This window comes from Niabella pedocola (genome assembly GCF_021044425.1).
GTDB classification, from domain to species: domain Bacteria; phylum Bacteroidota; class Bacteroidia; order Chitinophagales; family Chitinophagaceae; genus Niabella; species Niabella pedocola.
Map to the genome: position 1 here is coordinate 107,340 of NZ_JAJNEC010000001.1, position 21,113 is coordinate 128,452.

General features: G+C 45.5%; 13 protein-coding genes and 1 tRNA gene. 7 read left to right on the plus strand and 7 right to left on the minus strand.

Annotated features, from left to right (window positions below; all coding sequences use genetic code 11):
• Positions 1-9 precede the first annotated feature (9 nt).
• From LQ567_RS00465 to kdpF, 6 genes are all read right to left on the minus strand, one after another.
• Complete coding sequence (locus tag LQ567_RS00465; RefSeq protein WP_231002037.1) at positions 10-1,119, minus strand: sensor protein KdpD; 1,110 nt, start codon at positions 1,117-1,119, stop codon at positions 10-12.
• 12 nt (positions 1,120-1,131) lie between these two features.
• Positions 1,132-2,232, minus strand: coding sequence for a porin (locus tag LQ567_RS00470; protein ID WP_231002038.1), 1,101 nt, complete (start codon positions 2,230-2,232; stop codon positions 1,132-1,134).
• A 107-nt stretch (positions 2,233-2,339) separates the two neighbouring features.
• Entirely contained in the window at positions 2,340-2,888 is a 549-nt protein-coding gene (locus tag LQ567_RS00475) for a potassium-transporting ATPase subunit C (protein WP_231002040.1), read from the minus strand.
• Between the two features lie 56 nt (positions 2,889-2,944).
• Positions 2,945-5,026, minus strand: coding sequence for a potassium-transporting ATPase subunit KdpB (kdpB, locus tag LQ567_RS00480; protein WP_231002042.1), 2,082 nt, complete (start codon positions 5,024-5,026; stop codon positions 2,945-2,947).
• Positions 5,027-5,236: 210 nt separating this feature from the next.
• Entirely contained in the window at positions 5,237-6,925 is a 1,689-nt protein-coding gene (kdpA, locus tag LQ567_RS00485; protein WP_231002044.1) for a potassium-transporting ATPase subunit KdpA, read from the minus strand.
• A 56-nt stretch (positions 6,926-6,981) separates the two neighbouring features.
• The gene (gene kdpF / locus LQ567_RS26240) at positions 6,982-7,059 is read right to left on the minus strand and encodes a K(+)-transporting ATPase subunit F (RefSeq protein WP_366914029.1); all 78 of its coding nucleotides are present in this window, start codon (positions 7,057-7,059) and stop codon (positions 6,982-6,984) included.
• A gap of 134 nt (positions 7,060-7,193) precedes the next feature.
• Here kdpF and LQ567_RS00490 point away from each other — a divergent pair, with 134 nt between their 5' ends.
• Complete coding sequence (locus LQ567_RS00490) at positions 7,194-7,385, plus strand: hypothetical protein (protein WP_231002045.1); 192 nt, start codon at positions 7,194-7,196, stop codon at positions 7,383-7,385.
• A gap of 7 nt (positions 7,386-7,392) precedes the next feature.
• Here the strand turns inward: LQ567_RS00490 and LQ567_RS00495 are convergent, their stop codons facing one another.
• On the minus strand, positions 7,393-8,736 hold the full coding sequence (locus LQ567_RS00495; RefSeq protein ID WP_231002047.1) for a sigma-54-dependent transcriptional regulator: 1,344 nt from the start codon (positions 8,734-8,736) through the stop codon (positions 7,393-7,395).
• A 139-nt stretch (positions 8,737-8,875) separates the two neighbouring features.
• On the opposite strand from LQ567_RS00495, the gene LQ567_RS00500 reads away from it, so the two are divergent.
• The 6 genes from LQ567_RS00500 (at position 8,876) to LQ567_RS00520 (ending at position 20,348) form a co-directional block, all read left to right on the plus strand.
• On the plus strand, positions 8,876-9,898 hold the full coding sequence (locus LQ567_RS00500) for a LacI family DNA-binding transcriptional regulator (protein ID WP_231002050.1): 1,023 nt from the start codon (positions 8,876-8,878) through the stop codon (positions 9,896-9,898).
• An 85-nt stretch (positions 9,899-9,983) separates the two neighbouring features.
• On the plus strand, positions 9,984-11,018 hold the full coding sequence (locus LQ567_RS00505; protein WP_231002052.1) for a phosphotransferase enzyme family protein: 1,035 nt from the start codon (positions 9,984-9,986) through the stop codon (positions 11,016-11,018).
• A gap of 77 nt (positions 11,019-11,095) precedes the next feature.
• Positions 11,096-11,169, plus strand: a tRNA-Pro gene (locus LQ567_RS00510).
• 385 nt (positions 11,170-11,554) lie between these two features.
• A complete protein-coding gene (locus LQ567_RS26245; RefSeq protein ID WP_394800341.1) occupies positions 11,555-11,854 on the plus strand; it encodes an alpha-ketoglutarate-dependent dioxygenase AlkB in 300 nt (99 codons plus the stop codon).
• 1,032 nt (positions 11,855-12,886) lie between these two features.
• Positions 12,887-16,951, plus strand: coding sequence for a hypothetical protein (locus LQ567_RS00515; protein WP_231002054.1), 4,065 nt, complete (start codon positions 12,887-12,889; stop codon positions 16,949-16,951).
• A gap of 70 nt (positions 16,952-17,021) precedes the next feature.
• The gene (locus LQ567_RS00520; protein ID WP_231002056.1) at positions 17,022-20,348 is read left to right on the plus strand and encodes a DUF6443 domain-containing protein; all 3,327 of its coding nucleotides are present in this window, start codon (positions 17,022-17,024) and stop codon (positions 20,346-20,348) included.
• The last annotated feature ends 765 nt before the right edge of the window (positions 20,349-21,113 follow it).

Sequence of the window (21,113 nt, forward strand, 5' to 3'; positions counted from 1 at the left end):
AGAACAACCTTAACTCAGGATCACCAGGTCGATCTGGCTATCGCTTAGTTTTTTTAAAAGATTGCTGAAAATATTGGTGGCTGCAATCACCTGCATCAAACTCAAATGGGGCTTGCCGATACAAATGGTCGTAATTTTCCGCTCCTCGGCCTGCTCCACAATCGCTGCTGCAATACGGTCGGCCTTTATCTTAATGATCTCCGCCCCAAGCTCGGTGGCCAGCTGGAAATTATGAATGAGGTAGCGCTGTTTGTCCAGCCGGATCTTATCCGCACTTTCCGATGGCGTTTCTACATACAGCACATACCATTTGCTATGGTAATAATTGGCCAGGCGCGCGGTTTTCCGGATAACGGTCTTGGATGTTTTTTCGTTGCTGCTGATACAGGCCATAAAGCGTTCCTGCTGCAGGGGAAGCTTTACCACTTCGGCCTCTACCTTCCGTTCTACGGCAGAAGCTACTTCTTTTAATGCCAGTTCCCGCAGTTGCAGGATATGATCGTGTTTGAAAAAATGGGTAAGTGCCGACTGGATCTTATCGCTTTTATAGATCTTCCCTTCTTTCAGTCGGGTGATCAGTTCATCGGACGGCAGGTCGATGTTTACTACTTCATCGGCTTCCTTAATGATGCTGTCCGGGATCCGCTCCGTTACGTTCACGCCGGTAATGATCCGGATGTCTTCGTGCAGGCTTTCGATGTGCTGAATATTTACGGCCGAAATCACATTGATGCCCGCATCGAGGATCTCCCGCACATCCTGCCAGCGTTTTTGATTGCGGCTGCCTTCTATATTGGTATGGGCCAGTTCATCTACCAAAACCACCTCCGGCCGCAGGCTGATGATGGCATCGGTATCCATTTCTTCCAGCTCCTTGCCTTTATAAAAGAGCCGCCGTCGTGGAATTTCGGGCAACCCGTCCAGCAGCGCATGGGTTTCTGCCCGGTAATGGGTTTCAATATACCCGATGCGTACATCGATGCCGTTGCGCAGCAGCACATGGGCCTCCTGCAGCATACGGTATGTTTTTCCCACGCCGGCACTCATACCGATGTATATTTTAAACCGGCCCCGTTTATTTTTCTGAATGAGTTTTAAAAAATCCGCTGCTGCTTCCATGATGATCGTTTATTAAAAAGAAAATGCAAGTGCGCTTGTAAATGCAAAGTTATTCTTTGCCGGAAGCGTCTTCTTAAAAAAGATGGGTTCGGGGCTGTTCCATCCCCGGCCTTCGACCCTCCAAACGAACTGACGGGTGATCTTCCGGTCGATGTTAAGGGAGTATCCCAGTGTTTTAAAGCCCTGCCCGGTGCCCGCAGCTATAATCACGCCGGCCGGGTCGTTAAAATATTCTCCTCTTAACCCGATGTTCCATTGATCATTGAACCAGGAAGTGATGAGTACGGGTGTATACCAGGTATTGTAGCGGCTGCTTCCTTTTGCCTGTTGCTCCATACCGATATCGAATCCCAGGGTAAGTGAAAAATGCGGCGACAGCAGGAACTGACCATAAAGGTCATGAAAGTAACGCCGCTGCCGTACACTGTCTGGTTTGTCGTTGCCGATGAAAGAGCTGCTATTGAGCGTTATCTGATCGGAGGGTTTAAACGTAAGCTGGTGGCCAAATGCGGGGGTATTGTTCCCGTTTACCCGCTCAATGCGCTGCCATCCGTTCAGGATCAGCCCGCTGATATACCATTTGCCGTTATCGGTGGTATACGAAAGGCGGGCTCCTGTTTCAAAATAGGGAGAATTTTCTGCGGCGATGCTGCGCGTTAGTGTTTGGCAATCTTTGCCGATAGCACTTTCCCAGCCGATATGCGAGGGCAGTACACCGGCATCGATCCAGAGGTTGCGTTTTTTTGATAATTTAAAACCGGCATTGGCTTCATAAATGTTTTTCAGCACGTCTTTTTCGGCAACCATGTTGTCGTTGCTATAGGTACCGGTCATCAGTCCTATAGCGCCTCTGGTGCGTTCTGTGGTATAGCTGGCTTTAACCAGGGCCAGGTTGATATTAACCGTGTTGTGACGGTTATAGCTGTACAAAAAGGGCTGGCGGATATGATGGGCAGGTTGCCCCAGGTCGTAACTGTAAAATGCTTCGGCATAGCCGCCGATGGTTAGCGCTTTTTGAGTGGTTTCCGTTTGGGCGGCTGCTTTTTGCAGCTCAATAAACGGGGCTGTCAGTGCCAGCCAGATAATGCTGTTGCGGATTGTTTTGCTGTGCATACGTTTTCTTTTTTTTGATGCCGGTTTTTTGGCGGTTGCAGGCCCGGATCCCGGCGGCTCCTCTTCGCTAAAAGAGGGCCGGGGCGGTCATCGGGTTATAAAAAGGATCAATGGCTTAATTGATCAAGGCCGATATTTAACTTCAATACATTTATTTTCTGAGGACCAAAAAACGGACGGTCGATCGATTTGTTTACCAGCTGCTGTACGGTTTGTTGAGACAGTTTGCGGGCGGCTGCAATGCGCGCTACCTGTGCGTTTGCGGCGGCAACGGAAATATCGGGATCCAGTCCGCTGCCACTGGCCGTTACTATATCGGCGGGGATTGAGGCCCCGGGATTTTTTTGTTTGAAATCGTCAACCCGCTGCTGTACCTCTTTCAGGTAGTCGGGATTATTGGGGCCTTTATTGCTGCCACCGCTTCCGGCAGCATTATAGGCTACCGCAGAGGGGCGGGAGTTAAAATAAATAGTTGTATCAAAGCGCTGCCCGATGTTGGCATAATAGCTTTTGCCATTGCCGTCGGTGATCTTTTCGCCGCTTCCTTTTTCCGGGGTGAGCCGGGCAAAGCCGGAAAGCAGCAGTGAATAAATGCCTACACAAAGGATCATCAGCACCAGGGTAAGGCGTATGGCGGGAAGAATATGTTGTTTCATTGTTGTGTTTTTGGATTTGTGAACTGTATAATGAAATGTTGGAGGGGGGTGTGTTTTTAAAACAGCAGTCCTACCATCAGGTCGATCAGTTTGATGCCGATAAAAGGCACGATGATGCCGCCGAGTCCGTAAATAAAAAGGTTCCTTCGCAGCAGTGCGCTGGCGCCGATGGGTTTGTAAGCCACGCCTTTTAATGCCAGTGGTATCAGTAAGGGAATGATGATGGCATTGAAGATCACAGCAGAAAGGATCGCACTTTCGGGGCTGTGCAGCCGCATAATATTGAGCCCTTGCAGGGATGGAATGGCGGCAATGAATAACGCGGGTATGATAGCGAAATATTTGGCCACATCATTGGCAATGCTGAAGGTAGTGAGCGTTCCGCGGGTCATCAGTAATTGTTTTCCGATCTCTACTACTTCAATCAGCTTTGTAGGGTCATTGTCCAGGTCTACCATATTGCCGGCTTCTTTGGCGGCCTGCGTTCCGCTGTTCATTGCTACGCCTACATCGGCCTGCGCCAGGGCAGGCGCATCGTTGGTTCCGTCGCCCATCATCGCAACCAGGCGGCCTTCTGCCTGCTCCTTCCGGATATAGTTCATTTTATCTTCTGGCCGGGCCTCTGCAATAAAGTCATCCACCCCGGCTTTTTCTGCAATGAACCGGGCGGTAAGTGGGTTATCGCCGGTTACCATTACCGTTTTAATACCCATCCGGCGCAACCGTTCAAAGCGTTCCTGAATGCCGGGCTTAATGATGTCCTGCAGTTCAATAACCCCCAGTACCGTATCGTTTTGAGCTACCACCAGCGGTGTGCCGCCGTTGCCTGCGATCTCTTTTGTTTTGGCAAGGGTTTCTTCGGGGATGTGATTGCCTGCTTTTTGAACCAGCCTGGTAATGGCGTCCATGGCGCCCTTACGGATATGGATGCCGCTGAAGTTTACCCCGGAGCAGCGGGTTTCTGCAGTAAACGGAACAGGCGTATAGCTGCTGTGTTCCGCCAGAAATTGCTGCTGCATATGCGGAATATAGCTTTTGTCTTTTAACAGGCCGGAGGCCAGTTCTACGATCGACTTTCCCTCGGGTGTTTCATCTGCAAGGGAACTGAGCACCGCTGCTTCCATAAAGCCCGGTGCACCGGTGCCATTGGCCGGCCAGAAATGGGTGGCCTTCCGGTTTCCGATGGTGATGGTGCCGGTTTTATCCAGCAGCAACACATCAATGTCCCCGGCGGTTTCAACGGCCTTACCGCTCTTGGTGATCACATTGGCCCTGAGTGCCCGGTCCATACCCGCGATACCGATCGCAGAGAGTAAGCCACCGATGGTGGTGGGGATCAAACATACAAAGAGCGCGATCAGCGCAGCGATGGCGATGGGGGTATGCGCAAAGTCTCCAAAGGGTTTCAGCGTCGTGCATACGATGATAAATACCAGCGAAAAGCCCGCCAGCAGGATGGTAAGCGCGATCTCGTTGGGCGTTTTCTGACGGGAGGCGCCTTCCACCAGGGCGATCATTTTGTCCAGGAAACTTTCGCCGGGCCTGGTGGTTACCTTTACTTTTATTTTATCCGACAATACCTTGGTACCGCCGGTGACCGAACTTTTGTCACCACCGGCTTCGCGGATCACCGGCGCGCTTTCGCCGGTAATAGCGCTTTCATCGATGGTGGCCAGCCCTTCAATGATCTCTCCGTCGGTGGGGATGATATCGCCCGGTTCGCAGATGAAAACATCATTGAGCTGCAGGGTAGAGGAGGGTACGATGCGGATTTCATTCAGAGTCATTTCACCAACCCGTTCTATTTTCTTTGCGGGGGTTTCTTCTCTTGTTTTACGCAAACTATTGGCCTGAGCCTTTCCCCGTGCTTCTGCAATAGCCTCTGCAAAATTGGCAAAGAGCAGGGTGATAAAAAGAACGGAAGTAATGGTGATATTATAAGGCAGGGAGCCCTGTGCTCCGTTGCTTCCGGTAGCGGCGATCCAGATGCACACGCCCAGCATAACCAGTGTGCCCATCCATACCAAAAACATGACCGGATTACGGAACATTTTTGCGGGACTGAGTTTTACAAAAGAATCCTTCAGCGCTTCAATGAACTGGTCCTTTTGAAATAACGATGTATGTTGATTTTTCATTGTGAGATGTTGTGAGAAGTGAACGGTAATTTAATAAGACGCGAGGTTTGAGGTTTGAGATTCGAGATTCGAGAATTGAGATGCGCGATATGAGGTAGGTGAATGGAGGTGCGAGACCGTATTCCGCGTGAAGATTTTTGTTGTTGAATGCATTGTTCCGCATTTATTCTCGAATCTGGCGTCTCAAATCTCGAATCTCCATTCTGCAACCTATCCCATCCCGAAATATTCTGCAATGGGCCCCAATGTTAACGCCGGGAAGAAGGAAAGTGCTGCTACGATCACAATTACCGCAAACACCATAAATCCAAAAGTGGCGGTGTCTGTTTTGAGCGTGCCGGCGCTTTCGGGGATGTATTTTTTTGCACCCAGGATCCCGGCAATGGCTACGGGACCAATGATGGGCAGGTAACGGGAAAGGATCAGTACAAAACCAGTGCTGATGTTCCACCAGGGCGTATTGTCGCCCAACCCTTCAAACCCGCTGCCATTATTGGCGGCACTGGAAGTATATTCATAAAGCATTTCACTAAAGCCGTGAAAGCCCGGGTTGGCGAGTGTGGATGCTGTTTGCGACGGCAATGCCGCTGCAAGCGCGGTGCCGGCCAGTATCAAAAGCGGGTGGAGCAATGCTACGATCATGGCGATCTTCATTTCGCGGGCTTCTATTTTTTTTCCCATAAACTCGGGTGTGCGCCCTACCATCAACCCGCTCACAAAAACAGCGAGAATAATGAATATGAAATAATTCAGGATGCCTACACCACATCCCCCGTAAAAACAATTGGTCATCATGGCCAGCAACATATTCATACCACTGAGGGGCATATAGCTGGAATGCATGGAATTGATGGAGCCGGTGGAGATCACGGTGGTGGCGATGCTCCAGTAGGCGGAAGACGGGGCGCCGAAGCGTACCTCTTTTCCTTCCATTGCTCCCAGCGCAGGACTTACACCCATGGCCGTGATGTTGGGATTGCCGTGCATCTCCATAATGATATTGGGTATACAAAGGATCAGGAATCCAAGGGTCATGACGCACCAGATCGCCCATCCCAGCTTCCTGCGGTTAATGAACTGTCCAAAAGCAAATACCATTGCAAAGGGTATGAGCATTTGCGCAATCATCTGCGTCATGTTGGTGATGTAGTTCACATTTTCCAGTGGGTGCGCGGAATTGGCTCCAAAAAAACCACCGCCATTGGTGCCCAGGTGTTTGATGGGAACGAAGGCTGCCACCGGGCCGGTAGATACATACGTGGTATCGCCCTGCAGGGTGATCATCTGCTGTTTTCCTTCAAAGGTCATGGGCGTATGATTCAGGATCAGGATCATTCCGATGATGATGGAAATGGGTAACAGGATCCGGGTAATGGATTTTACAAAAGCATTGTAGAAATTACCCAGGGTTTGATGTGTGCCCTTCCGGAATGCATAAAACACGGCTGCTGCGGCGGCCATCCCCGTAGCAGCAGTTACAAACTGCAAAAACATGAGGTAAAGCTGACTGAAATAACTGACGCCGGTTTCCCCGGAATAATGTTGCAGGTTACAGTTCACCAGGAAGGAGATCGTGGTATTAAAGGCCTGGTCAGGCGTTTGGTTAGGATTATGATCGGGGTTGAGTGGCAGCCACGATTGGTTGAGCAGGATGAACATGCCGAGAAAAAACCAGATCAAATTGATGACCAGTAATGCTACCAGTTGCTGTTTCCAGTTTTGCTCTTTATGGGGATTGATACCACCGCATTTAAAAAGAAGCCGTTCCAAAGGATTGAAAACCGGGTCTAAAAAAGTGCGCCCGTTGCCATACACTTTAGCTATATACCTGCCCAGGGGAAGCGACAGCAGCAGTGTAAGAACAAACATGACGATGATGCCTAAGATTTCAGTGTTCATTGTTGTTGTGAGAGGTTAAATAGTGAATAGGGAATGGTGAATGTGCCGCATGTTCCTTAAAACTTTTCGGGTTTGAGCAGCACATAGCACGTATAAATAAATACGAGAATGGCGATGATCAATAGTCCTGTCATTTGATTACGTTTAAATGGTTTAAAAATGCTGCGCTAGATTTTTTCAAAAAAAGGAATGGATCTGAAAAAGAGAATAAAGCAGCCGATGCCGGAAAGAATAAGAATACCTGTTAACATGTTTCGATAATTATTTAATGTTTAAAGTCAAACCTCCGGTGCCAAAAACAATTCCGGTTTTTTTAAATAATTATAAGGTGTTGATTGTTAGATTATTGCTTGGTGTTGATATGTTTATCGGCATAAAAAAGCCTATCAAAATGATAGGCATGGTTATCAAAATGAGCAATAAAATGATGGAACAGCCGGAGCGGCTGGGAGGGGCGTAACGCGTGTTTAGAGTTTATACTCATCAATTTTCCGGTACAGGGTTGCGATCCCGATTTCAAGGATACGGGCCGCTTCGGCTTTATTGCCCCTGGTAAATTGCAGGATGCGGCGAATATGGCTTTTTTCCATGGATGCCAGCGACGACGGGTTTTCTCCCGGGCCGGCGGCAGAAGACGGGTATTGCTGTATCTCCAGGGGAAGGTCTTCTACGTGCAGCGTATCATCCTGCATCAGGATCACGCTGCGCTCAATGCTGTTTTTTAGTTCCCGGATATTGCCCGGCCAATTATAATGTTCCAGGGCCTGGAATACTTCCGCTGGAATATGGAGTCCTTTCCGGTTTGTTTTTTCGGCAAACAGCCGGAGGTAAAAAGTGGCCAGTGCTTTTATGTCTTTCTTCCGTTCCCGTAATGCGGGAAGATTTATTTTAAAGGTAGCAATCCGGTAATAGAGGTCTTCCCGGAATTGCCCGGTCTCAATTTCCTTCAGCAGGTTCCGGTTGGTAGCGGCCAGCAGCCGTATATTGATTCGGGTAGGTTTGGTTTCCCCGATTTTGATGAATTCACCGGATTCCAGGACCCGCAGCAATTTTGCCTGCAGATCGATCGCCATTTCGCCGATCTCATCAAGGAAGAGCGTGCCGTTATGAGCTTCCTCCAGCAAACCGGCCTGGTCTTTTACGGCGCCGGTAAAGGAGCCGGCCCGGTGACCAAAAAGTTCGCCTTCCAGCAGTTCGCGGCTGAACGCAGCACAGTTGATGGCCACAAAGCTTTTGTTCCGGCGGTCGCTGGCCTCATGTATGGCTCTTGCAAAAACCTCTTTGCCGGTACCGGTTTCTCCGGTAATCAACACGGTGGCATCGGTAGGGGCTACTTTTTTACCGAAAAGCATGGCTTGCTGAATGACTTCAGATGTGCCGATGACGGTGTCGAAGGAATATTTGTTGCCCAGTTGCTGCTCCAGTTGCTGTACTCTTTTGTGAAGGGTTACTTTTTCTATGGCCCGGTTCAGCAGCGGGATGATCCGGTTATTGTCATCGCCTTTTGTAATATAATCGAACGCCCCGTTTTTTATAGCCTGTACACCGTCGGGAATATTGCCATAGGCGGTAAGCAGGATCACTTCCGTTTGCGGAGCCCGGGCTTTTATTTTTTTTACCAGCTCCACACCGTTTTCGTCCGGCAGTTTTACATCGCAGAGCACGACATCCGCCGCGGTTTTCTCCAGTTGTTTCAGTCCGGAGCGGGCGTCTCCCGCCTGGAATACCTCAAACCCTTCGAGGGTAATGATCCTGGAAAGGAGCTGTCTTAATTTTTCCTCGTCGTCGATGATCAGTACGCTGTGCTTCATGCTATCAAACTTGAAGCAAAAGTAGTGGAATAATTTATGGGTTGTTTTTTAGAAAAAATAATAGGTTTGCGGTGTAACGCACTTCAGGAGCAACTATAAAATAATTGTTTTATCTTTAAGTTTTGCATATATTAGAATTGTGAGCGAGTCAATACCAACAATAAAGGAGATCGCCAGGCGGCTGAACGTTTCTGTATCGACGGTGTCGAGAGCGTTGAGCGATCATCCGCGGATCAGTACAAAGACAAAAGAAGCGGTAAAAGAGCTGGCCAAGGCGCTGAATTATGAGCCCAATTCCAAAGCGATCTTTTTTAAGCAGAAACGGAGCTTTGTGATCGGGGTGATCGTACCGCATATTTATGAAGACTTTTTTTCCAAAGGGATCAGTGGTATTGAGGATGTGGCATTGGAAAACGGCTATACGATCTTATTTGGCCAGAGCCACGACCGGATTGATAAGGAGCGCCAGGTAGTAGATGCGATGAAGAACCAGCGGGTAGACGGGCTGATCATTTCTTTGTCAAAGGAAACCAATAAAAGCGACCATCTGAAAACGCTGGATGCATATAATATACCGGTGGTGTATTTTGACCGGGTGCCCTCCCTGGCCGGTGTAAACAAGGTATTTTGCAATTTGTTTGAAGGTACGGTAGACATGATCGAATGGCTGTTCAAGCAGGACCGGAAACGCATTGCATTCATCAATGGTCCGGGTGCGATCATTGCCTCCAAGGAACGGCTGGATGGGTATATAGAAGGAATCTCCCGGCGAAAGCTGAAGGTAGATATGCAGATGGTAGAACAAACCGACTTTTCAGAAGAGGGTACGCACAAGGCTGTGGCCCGGTTATTGGCGCTCAAAAAGCCACCGGATGCCATTATCAGTTTCAACGACTATGTGCATATGGACGCCGTGAAATATGCACTTAAGGAACATGTAAAAATCAATGAAGATATTCTGTTTGCCAGCTATGCCAATATCTCTGTGAACAAACACACCGCTTACCCGCCCGTTGTTTCCGTGGACCAGTTCCCGTACAGCCAGGGTGAGGCCGCTATGAAAATGCTCATGGATATTTTACAGCACAAAACCGATGAGGATACCGCTGCGAAGGCGTTCCTGCACAAGGAAATTCCCGTTGCGCTGGTTTACAACTCATAAAATCGCTTACAGGGCAAACGTTTGCACCGGGTTTTGAAAAAAAACTTACACTTTATTTTATACATTTATCCCTTTAAACCAAATTATGGATAAAGTACTTGCCGGTTATGGATTGACGGCGGATCATTGTTCGGTAAAGCCTTTTGGCAGCGGGTTGATCAATCATACATGGGAGCTTCGTAACGGAGAAGGACGATATATTTTACAGAAAGTAAATCAGAACGTATTCCGGGAACCGGAGGCCATTGCATGGAACCTGGAGTTTATTAATACGTACCTGGAGCAGCAGGACGGGGCCTATTTTTTTGTAGCGCCTGTTAAAACGGTTTCCGGGGGTACAATGTTGCATATTGCGGATGATGGATATTACCGGATGTTTCCTTTTGTAAAAGGCAGCCATTCGATAGACGTGGTTGAGGAACCCCGGCAGGCCTATGAGGCGGCAAAACAATTCGGAATGTTTACGAGGAAGCTGTCCGGCATTAACGTAGAGGAGCTGAAGATTACGCTGCCGTCGTTTCATGACCTGGTATTGCGGTACGAACAATTCCTTGAAGCGCTGGAAAGGGGTAATGCTGAGCGCGCGGCTGAGGCAGAAACGGTGATCCTTGAATTAAAGGCGCATGCCGGCATTGTAGACCGCTTCCGGGAAATATTAAAGAACCCTGATTTTAAACGGCGGGTAACCCATCATGATACAAAGATCAGCAATGTGCTGTTTGACGACCATAATAAGGGACTTTGTGTGATTGACCTGGATACGGTAATGCCGGGGTATTTTATCAGCGATGTGGGCGATATGATGCGCACCTATCTTTGCCCGGTAAGCGAGGAGGAGCAGGATTTTAGCAAGATTGTGGTGCGCGAGGATTACTACAGGGCTATTGTGGAAGGTTACCTGGAGGAGATGCAGGATGAGCTGACGGCTGCAGAAAAAGCGCATTTCTTCTATTCCGGCTTATTTATGATCTATATGCAGGCCCTGCGGTTTTTAACCGATCATTTAAATGATGACCGCTATTACGGTGCAAAATATGAGGGGCATAATTTTATGAGAGCCCAGAACCAGCTTACCTTATTAAGGCGGTTACTGGAGAAGCAGGAAGTATTGGGAAAATAGTTTTTTTCTTTCCGGAGTTTTATTTTTCTTTTTTATAAAATTTTCCTTACTTTTGCACCCGCTTAGTTTATAAGCACCGGGAAGTAGCGCAGGCCGGTAGCGCACCTGGTTTGGGACCAGGGGGTCGCAGGTTCGAATCCTGTCTTCCCGACATTCAAAAGCCACTGATTGATTTCAGTGGCTTTTTTATTTTTGATAGAAGTGGAATCATTACTCAGGGCGGTATAGAATAGCGCATGGTGCTTGTGGTACCATCTTGCCTACGTTAAAGGTTCTAAAGTGCCGAGACCATTGTAAATAAAAAATTTACAAGGTTTTTCATTTCCCCATTATCAATATTGAAAAGTAAAGTGTCTTTTGAAACCGTATATGCAATGCTGGGACACATGCTGAAGTAAATGAGGAAACAATCCTGGAGGATATTTCACAGGAGGAAGAGCGTTTGGAGATATTTCAGTTAAATCAACCTGATGAAATACGAAGATCCGCGTGAGGACTGCCCAGGTTTAAGCAGCAGATAGAAGCTTAAGCTGATTATCCTTTCAGGGCGACTTAATTATTATCGGGATGGAAATGATTCAGTCGCCTGGCATTCGGACAAGGACACTATACCCGGCTTGAAAACGGAAATCGCTTCAGTGAGCCTTGGCCAGGAACGAAACTTCGATTTTCGGAATAAGGATGATCATAAGCAGCAATATTCTATTAAGTCGGAGCACGGCTCCTTGCTACTTATGAAACCGGATTTGCAGAAGTATTGGGAGCACCGTATTGCAAAATCAGCAAGGCCAATGCAGGCACGGATCAATCTGACTTTCAGGAAAGTGATTGTCTGAATAGTCTCCCGTGATACAGCATTGTCAGAATAGGAGACCATAACGCCTATGTATCTGAATTTGATGAGCCTGAAATTCTGTTTACTGCCTTTAAACGACTCATATAATATGGCTGGCAATACAATTGTATTAATCGCAATTTTTCATTCAAGGCCAGTCCTGATCGTAAGGGATGATTTTAAAAGGATCGAAGAATGGTCCAAACCTTGCAACAAAAGAATTATGCTATCTCTATCTCAAGCTCCTGTTTGAGAGATTGTAAGAAAAAGATGTTGTAATTAGTTGGTACTGTACCGAAGAAAGAAGAGATTCTGTTGGCACATAAATTGGTCGGCGTCATTATTGTAAGCCCGGTATTTTCTAATCGATGTTTGTAGTACCGTAAGAAGATTATGCAAGCGCAACTTTTGATTGATATCCGAAAAGTCCAAAAGCAACGTGATGTGATCGTGAATTCAAAAAAACACTTGAAGAAAAGTATGCACAGACGAGCCGTTCCTTCCAAAAACTTTAAAGGTCGAGCCGCTCTCAATCCGAGGCAAAGATCTTCCCGCCTTCAGCAGGTATGGGTATACCTGTTAAACAGTTTTTGTATGTTTAAAAAAATAAATAATTTTTTTTAATTTATATAAAACAAATACATTACTTTTACATGACGTAACACTTTTCAAAAACACTGCTTGAAACGCTGCTACAAATCAATGAAAACAAATTAGACACTTATGGCCCCCGCTTACCACTCTCAACTACACAGATGCGTTGTATCGATAAGATATGATTTCAATACCTGTTAACTCAAACTAGAAATATTTTAAGAGAATACCGTTTTTGCTCCATTGCTCAATGGAGCTGATGGGGTATGGCGATGGATAATGAATCCTTTATCGCTGTATAATCTTATGTTTTTTGCCATTTAACTTATGACTTGATATATAATGTCAAGCAGATAATTATATAGACTGTTAACAAACTATTCTAGCATTTATGAAAAGGACTTGCAACCGACTATTGTTACTATTATTGAGTCTAACTTTGACTGAAATCCTTTCTGCTCAAGCGGGCAAAGAGTTAGGAAAAATAACTATCTCATCGCCAACCGCAGCATCACTTGGGAAATATGCTGATATTCCTGTGAACAAAAATACCGGAATTCCAGAGATTTCTGTGCCATTGTATACGGTAACGTCCGGACCACTGTCGCTACCGCTTACACTAAGCTATCACGCGTCTGGACTAAAAGTTCAGGAAGTTTCTGGTTGGACCGGAGCAGGATTTGCAATGCAGGCTGGAGGTGCTATTACCAGGACTGTTCGTGGTTTGCCAGATGATCGTTCAAGTGTAGTGAACCAGACAAAAGCGCACTACGTTGATTACGGGTACAGCAATTATTTATATAGAAGCGGCAGTGATAGTTTGGTTGCGGATGTGGATTTTGCCAATGGCGTGCTGGACGGAGAACCAGACCTGTACTTTTTCAACTTTAACGGCTATGCGGGGAAGTTTTATTTTAATGATGACCGAACCCCGGTTTTAGTACCGGAACAGGATCTTAAAATCGAGGTTGGGATGCAGGAAAGCATTGGAACCATCGAAGGGTTTACTATAACTACGCCTGATGGTACAAAATATTATTTTGGAAAGAATGGCAATACCGGTACGGTAATACCAATTGAAAAAACCTCAGTCTATTCGGCCAAAGGCGGTATTGTAAGCGGGAAGCCTGTCTCCAGTTGGTTCTTAAATAAAGTGTCATCCGCAGACGGGTTGTTTTCTATTAATTTAAGCTATCAGCCCGAAAGATACAGTTATTACACCTTCTCGACGGAACAGGTTGCTGGAACTGTTATACCTCCTGACTTCCCGTCTGGTGTAAGAGACGCTTATCTGGTGAAAAACAGTGTAGAGGGAGTACGGTTAAGTCAGATCAGCTTTCCGAATGGTACAGTTGACTTCATACCATCTTCCATACCACGAGAGGATCTTGCCGGTTATGATGCAAACGATATAAGGGAGTATGCCAATACAGAAGCCAAAGCCTTGCAGGAAGTGCGGATTGCAAATGCCAATGGGTTCTGTAAAAAGTATGTATTTCACTACAATTACTTCACCTCGCTAACCAGTTCTCCACCAGTGGTTCAAAGGGAGAATATAACCGTTACTTCGGATACAAAGCACTTACGATTAGACTCTTTACAAGAGCAATCCTGTGATCTATCCGTCAAATCGGGAATGTATAAATTTGAGTATTTTAATGAAGGAGTACCGAGGTCATTGAGCTTCGGACAAGACTATTGGGGCTTTAACAATGGGTACGCTAATTCGACTATTATTCCAGCCATTACTGAAAATGCACAAACAATACCAGGCGCTGACAGGAAGCCTAGATGGCCGGAAATGAGAGCAGGAACATTGAAAACAATAACCTACCCTACGGGCGGCACAAGTATCTTTGAGTTCGAACCACACACAACCTATGCCAGTTATATAAATTATCGGATTGCCTGGCAAGGTATTAGTCTTGGTGGAGATGGAAATATTTTTCGCTCTGTACCGGATAGCCTAATTTTTGTAAGTAATGGTGATGGCGTTTTTGTAGAGATGAACAATCAATCTACTGTTAATGATGGTCATGTTAATATTTATGATGCAAATGGTGTATTAAGCGGAGCGGGTATGGAATGTCCTAAAGGACAATCGCGGAGCGGATACTTTAATTTAGCGGCAGGCACTTATATTGTTAAACTCGATTTTCTTCAAGCTGGCGGCAACCCGGCTGGACAGCCGCTCACTGTTTCCGTGGGAAAACCTTATGCAGAGCCAATCAACGAAAACGCTATGGTTGGAGGCCTTCGAATTAAGACGATAACCTCAAGCGCATCACCAACAGCAACTCCGATGGTTACGTCCTTCACTTATAATAAATCCGACGGTAAGTCATCGGGTGAATTGTATAACAGGCCCACCTTTGCAATGGTTAAACGAAATGACTTACTAAAACTGGTTAAGGATGATACACCGCTTCAGGCGGACTATTCTCCTCCGTTCTGCAACGAGAATGGATGCAGTGCTTGTAGTTTTAGCTCCTCTCAACCATATGTGAAATCTGGCGGTGATCTGCGTCCGATGGCATCTGCCCAGGGACAGCATATGGGCTATACCGAAGTAAAAGTAAGCCAGGAGGAGAACGGCTATTCTATATATAACTATTATTGGTCAAAATTTTTACAATACCCATATCTGCAAGGCCCCCCAGGTGCAATCGCCAACGTTCGTGTTGTTACAAACTCTTGTGACGCCAATTTGCCCAATTATCCCACTACACCGTTACCATTTGAATACCAGAAAGGACTTCCGCAATTTGAGGGCCATTTCGATCAGAGCGGTAATCCGATTAAAAGCATCCAGTATAATTATTTATTTCAGGAAAACCCGTTTACAACACCTGGGTACATCGTTGTTAATGATCAGTATCTCTGGGGGTCATTTTATACGCTTAATACGGGGAGAAAACTGGAGGAGCAAGCAATTGAAGTTACCTACTCAGCTGCAGCAAACGATACAATTTATAGGGGCTCGATTTATGGTAGTCCCTATCATAATCAGCCGACGAAAACGTCAATGCTTTCTTCTAAGGGAGATTCTATCATTAGCAAATTGCGATATTCCTTTGACTATCGCGTTCCTGCTTGTGAAGCTATTGGAAGTGGCGTGAGCACGTATTTAGAAAAGGAAGTTCAAGCCAAAAATGATTTAGATCAGGCGATTCTGCGCGCCGATCAGTTTAACCAGGGTAACCGCTGGATCGCTGTTCAACGGTATAAACGTGCTTTGGCCAACGCAAGGGCCGAGTTTATTAGCTATCGAAGAACTAATTTCTCAAATGCGACCAATAACTTTAATACGGCTCATAATGCAGCAAAAGCATCAGCAGGAACGACTTGGAAACCAATTCTGCAAATGCAGGATAATTTCCAAAATCAGCCTGTGGAAGTGACCGACTGGAAGGGTGGAAAACTTGTAGGGGCTGCTTATACATCATATTTAATCAGTGGTACGACTACGGTATATCCCAATAGTAGCGATCTTCTTGGACTTGTCGTTCCTTCGCCGACATTTGATAGCTCGAAAGTTTCTGGAAGTGACATTAGCCGGGATCTCCGATACCGATTTGACAATAGTATTACCTTTGGCGATGGCAATATTGTAGAAACAAAAGTTAAGAAGTTTGCCCCAACTGCCTATCTATGGGGATATAATGGACAGTATCCTGTAGCCAAGATCGTAGGCAGCAGTTATGCAAACGCGAGCGCTGTGGTAACACAAGCACAGATTAATGCAGCGGTTACAAACGATGCGACTTTGCGAACACTACTTCAAACACTTAGGACAGATAGCAGAACAAAGGCAGCCCTTACCTCATCTTTTACATATAACCCCCTCGTTGGCATCACATCAGAAACCGACCCGAGTGGAAAAGTGATTTTTAGTGAATACGATAACTTAGGGAGAATGATTACTCAGAAGGATGAGAGAGGCAATATCACTACTAAGATCTGTTACAATTATGTCGGCCAAATAGTTAACTGCAATACAGGTGAGGTAATTGATCCAGCGCCAAACTGGAATCCAACTGGCAACGTTCGATGTGCTAAAGATGGTGCCGATAACAATACGGGAAACCAAGAAAGGGAGGAGCGCGACATTAACGCAAACAGCCCAACTTATAATCAGTTTAGGTGGGTGGACATTGGTCAAAACTTGTCGAGTTGTCCACTGCCAGTACCATCGGTGAATGTCACATTGAAGAAAACATCTTCTGGCGCGGCAGACGGCAATCTTCTAAATAAAAGCACTGGTCAAAGCTTTAGTATATCAGCAATTAGCTCAGCTGCAGCTGGTTCGCCAAACGGATACATTATTTCAGGTGTTCCTAAAGGCTCATATACACTAAGCATCTCGCCAATTCTCAGTTCAGTGCCGCCGGGAAAAAGTTTTATATTTAATATAAACGGTGATATTAGACAATCAAATAGTCCTTTTAGTGTAGACGTTTCAATTCAAAATAATTTCACAATTACGATGTCAATTAGTCCGTAAAGAGAGCGATTTTGTGTATTTCGGAAATCATAAAATATGTTAGCCATCGTATAATATAACTAATAGCACTATGCAAATCTCAAATCAACCTACCCTGCCGATAACCTATAGATTTATCTTGCTTTCGGTATTATTTGTTCTGCCGCTTACAATGCTTAGAGCACAGATAACACCATCTAATGATCAGAACTTTATTTATACACGGAAGATCATAAAAGAGGGCGTGAAAACTGCAGCAGACCTCTCGGCTTTGCCAGTGGATAGTATGCGGGCAGAGATTCAGTATCTCGATGGGCTGGGGCGGTCGCTGCAAAGCGTGGCTGTGCGTAGTTCCCCGGATAAGAAAGATATAGTTATCCCTGTTGCGTATGATGCCGTCGGCAGGCAGAACAAAGTCTATTTGCCATATGAGGCAACTAGCAACAATGGCATCTATCAAATCGCAGATGTGACATCGCAGGCGTTGTTTTATAATAGTGCTGGCGCAGGCTCGATTTCCAAAATAGCTGCCAACCCTTTCACCCAAACTTTATTTGAACCTTCCCCATTAAGTCGCGTACACGAGGTAGCCAACCCTGGCGCCAGTTGGAAATTAGGTAATGGACATACGACACGTATAGATTATGGTGTGAACGGGGCGAATGAAATAAGACGATGGGAAGTGACAATTCTCGGGACGAGTTATATTGGGGCAACAAGCCCAAGCTACTATGGAGCAGGTCAGTTGTCTAAAACTACAACCTGGGACGAAAACAGAAATCGGGTGATAGAATACAAGGATAAAGAGGGAATGCTTGTTTGCAAAATGGTCCAGGATGGTGGTGACACCTTGTCAGCACCGACCTTTACGGTTACTCAATATATATACGATGATTTTGATCAACTAGCATATGTACTTCCCCCTGCTTTGCAGGCAACTACTAGCTTTACTGAAACAAGTACTGATTTTTTAAACTATATATTCGCATATCACTTTGATAGTCGGCGTCGTATTATAGAGAAGAAGATGCCTGGCAAAGGATGGGAATACACAGTGTATAACGCTAACGATCAGCCCGTTCTCAAACAGGATAGCATTCAGCGGGAGAGAGGCGTTTGGGTTTTCATGAAATATGACACTTTGGGACGACTGATAATGACTGGAGAAACAGCAAATGCGGATTCCCGGGGTAACCTTCAGGCCAACGCCGATGCCAGGACTGTATTGTTTGAGGTAAGGGACAATACTTTGTTTTGGGGGTATTCCAACCGAGCAATCCCCACTACCATATCTAAAATTCACACCGTAAACTTTTACGACGATTACAGTTTCCTTAGTAGTACTGTTAATCAAAATCCTATACAGCAGTTATTAAAAGTGCCAGCTGGAACGGATACAGAGACTAATAGGACACACGGGCTTCCTACAATAACCATCACTAATGTGCTCGACAGTAACAAGTATCTCTATGCTGGTACCTATTACGATGAAAAGGGCCGCATTACAAAAGTGGTAAGTCAACATTTGTTAAATGGGGCGGACGTAATATCAAACGCATTGAATTTTGCGGGGGAAATAACATCAACTACAAGGGCACACTATAAGGATAATTTTGCGTCACCTGCTTTATCTGTAGTAAGAACCCAACAGTATGACCACGCGGGTAGAATAGTCCGAGCAATCGAAACGATAAACGGACAACCGGCTGATACCATTACATACACCTTTAATCAGATTGGCCAACTTGCTCAGAAAAAGGTTGGTAACCAGATAATTAAGATGTTTTATAATGAAAGGGGGTGGGTAAAGAAGCAGGAATCACCGCTGTTTACAATGGATTTAAAGTATGATAGTGCTGCAGTCGGCAATAAGCAGTTCAATGGAAACATTGGTCAGCAGCTGTGGAAGAGTGGAAGTGGAGTTCAGGTGCAGCACACATACAGCTACAATTATGATAGAGCAAACAGAATCATAAGTGGAGTAAGTGATGAGGGATATAACGAACAGGATATTACGTATGATAATATGGGGAACATTAAAACTCTGACACGTTCCAAGGACAGTCCTATTGCGATCAGTTATGATTATGGCACAAAAGGCAATCAACTTCAAGCAGTTACGGGAGGTTACACGAGATCTTACGTTTATAATGGCAACGGAAGCGTGTCGACAATTGCAGGTACTCAGCCTTTGACAATGATTTATAATGAATTAAATCTACCCAAGCAGATAAGCGGTAGTACAACCGTCGATTATGTTTATGACGCAAAGGGTAGTAAATTAAAAAAAATTACTCCATCAGAGACACGGTGGTACGTTGACGGGATAGAGTATTTGTCGAATACATCATCGCCATCACCAACAATTGACCTTTTGAATACAACGGAAGGGGTCGCGCGCAGGAGCGGTGGTGTTTATAATTATGAATACTTTTTAAAGGATCATTTAGGTAATACGCGTATTGTGTTCGATAAACTAGACGCAGTTTTACAACAAACTGATTATTATCCGTTTGGTATTTCGATTTTAAGAAAAGTTTACAACCAGAACAAATACCTCTTTAATGGGAAAGAGCAACAGCAGGAGTTGGGCGGCGGAGACAAGGGACAGTATGACTTTGGCGCACGTTTCTACGACCCAGTAATCGGAAGGTGGCAGGTTATAGATCCGCTGGCCGACTTGAGCAAAAAATGGAGTCCTTATAGTTACGCATATGATAACCCACTGCGTTTTGTAGATCCCGATGGAATGGCCGCTGAAGATACTGTTATTACAGTTACCAAATCAGAAGTGACCTTAGACAAAGTGTCAAGCAGCTATGTACCAGACAAAACAAAAAAAGGCAAGACTGCGCCAACCGGAAATGATGTTGTTACGGAAGAGACTACAAGAAAGGAAGAGGCTACCGTAGAAGTCTTCGATGATGAAGGTAAATTAGAAAAGTCCTTTAAGGTTAAATATACGAAACATACAACTACGACGGTTGTCGTAAATAGGGACGGAGAAGTCGTCTCAGTCTCTCAAAAAGAGACCGAGATACTGAATTCTCCAGGTAAAGTCGATAGAAATACTACTGAAAAATCATTTAGTGAGAATAATTTGATTGGAACTCTAAAAGATGCCGTAAATTACGTCAAACAAGTAAAAAAAGAGACCGGATACAGTCCTAGTCAGTTGAGGGGAGAACGTGAGAAGGAGATTATAGGATTTTTTGGATTGCCTGACTTAACATTGGGTGGAGCCGCTCAATTAGGGCGTAAACAGGTAGAAAGGGCATTGGGTTCGTTTGTTGGTAGGGCATTAGGCCGAACGTTTTGGATAGTTGGCGCCGCTGCGACAATAGCGACGGCGACGGGAGACTTCACCGGTCGAACAATTTGGTACAAAAGAATGATAAATGGATGGGATAGGAAATAGAATTGTTTAAATCTAATCAAGGCTTTTTATTCTATGTTTAAGAAAAAAGTATCAGGAAGTGATCTGTTAATGGTATTGTCTTTGGTTTTTCTGCTGTTCTTCTCCGTTGCCTTCGCTCTCGAATATAGACAATACCACAAGCCATTTAGTAGTCTTTCGCTTACGTTAGCGCTTATATCCTATATCTCTGCGTTTGGAGCTAATATTTTGCAGATATTGAAGGGACAAAGGAAACTCAAATTTACCATTAAACGTTTTCATCTTGTTCTCACCGGGATTGTCTTAATAATTATAGAAAACAACGCTGATAGCTGGTTTATTATGTCGAAGGTTGGACTTGCCATTGCAATAATTATAACAGCCATTCTAACGCCAGATAACAGGCCTACTTAAGGATGAATTGCGGCGTGGAAGGGAGAAGCAACTCTAATATTTATATTACATGGTTTTTTCTGAAGCCTCTGCGATATTTCATGTGAACATATCGGGCTGTGTACTACTAGGACGTATAAAGTCGTTTACCAGTTTCAAGGAGTACAGAGCATGCCTCATCCGAATTTTAGTTCGAATCCGCAAGGTTCTCCGCAACTTCGTGACTTTGGGTGTTTGATTAATGTAGAAAAGAAGGCGCGGTGATACTTTGCACGCCCTCAATGGAAAAGCCGGTCCGGGAGATGATAGCCGCGACTGACAATACCCAGGCAAGCGGCGTCCATCCCGTATTCGAGTTCTTCAATGGTCGCAAGATATTGAGGGACCCGCACC

What these genes read in the sequence shown, in the direction of transcription:
- kdpB (WP_231002042.1), bottom strand. Translation starts at nt 5,026, where the DNA reads ATGAAAAATCAACATACATCGTTATTTCAAAAGGACCAGTTCATTGAA.
- LQ567_RS00475 (WP_231002040.1), bottom strand. Translation starts at nt 2,888, where the DNA reads ATGAAACAACATATTCTTCCCGCCATACGCCTTACCCTGGTGCTGATG.
- LQ567_RS00490 (WP_231002045.1), top strand. Translation starts at nt 7,194, where the DNA reads ATGTTTAAAGTCAAACCTCCGGTGCCAAAAACAATTCCGGTTTTTTTA.
- LQ567_RS00465 (WP_231002037.1), bottom strand. Translation starts at nt 1,119, where the DNA reads ATGGAAGCAGCAGCGGATTTTTTAAAACTCATTCAGAAAAATAAACGG.
- LQ567_RS00470 (WP_231002038.1), bottom strand. Translation starts at nt 2,232, where the DNA reads ATGCACAGCAAAACAATCCGCAACAGCATTATCTGGCTGGCACTGACA.
- LQ567_RS00505 (WP_231002052.1), top strand. Translation starts at nt 9,984, where the DNA reads ATGGATAAAGTACTTGCCGGTTATGGATTGACGGCGGATCATTGTTCG.
- LQ567_RS00520 (WP_231002056.1), top strand. Translation starts at nt 17,022, where the DNA reads ATGCAAATCTCAAATCAACCTACCCTGCCGATAACCTATAGATTTATC.
- kdpF (WP_366914029.1), bottom strand. Translation starts at nt 7,059, where the DNA reads ATGACAGGACTATTGATCATCGCCATTCTCGTATTTATTTATACGTGC.
- kdpA (WP_231002044.1), bottom strand. Translation starts at nt 6,925, where the DNA reads ATGAACACTGAAATCTTAGGCATCATCGTCATGTTTGTTCTTACACTG.
- LQ567_RS00495 (WP_231002047.1), bottom strand. Translation starts at nt 8,736, where the DNA reads ATGAAGCACAGCGTACTGATCATCGACGACGAGGAAAAATTAAGACAG.